Source organism: Rappaport israeli, from assembly GCF_001888055.1.
Taxonomy (GTDB): domain Bacteria; phylum Pseudomonadota; class Gammaproteobacteria; order Cardiobacteriales; family Cardiobacteriaceae; genus Rappaport; species Rappaport israeli.
Window position 1 is genome coordinate 1 of sequence record NZ_LXHZ01000050.1, and the last position, 315, is coordinate 315.

The window sequence follows — 315 nt, forward strand, 5'->3', positions numbered from 1 at the left end:
CGGATTGCGGATTGCGGATTGCGGTTTGCGGTTTGCGGTTTGCGTGGATGTTAAGTAAAGCAGAGGTTTTATTAATGGCGGTGTGCTTTGTTTATAGTCGAAGAATTGAAAAAGTATTACGGCGTTGGCTCGCCTTGCCGTACTATCTGTACTGTCTGCGGCTCGCCGCCTTGTACTACTTTTTCACTTCTCCAACTATATCCGCTTGCTGTTTGTGTCTAGGTTTGCGTTGCCATAATCTTGCGACAACAAAGGCAAAACCAAAGACCAAAGACCAAAGACCAAAGACCAAAGACCAAAGACCAAACCAAAACC

1 protein-coding gene is annotated in these 315 nt (G+C 45.7%); it reads left to right on the forward strand.

What is annotated here, in order from left to right; genetic code table 11:
- Nucleotides 1-11: 11 nt before the first annotated feature.
- Nucleotides 12-315: hypothetical protein (locus A5N84_RS10380; RefSeq protein WP_158008700.1), on the forward strand; the 304-nt coding region annotated here is incomplete at its 3' end.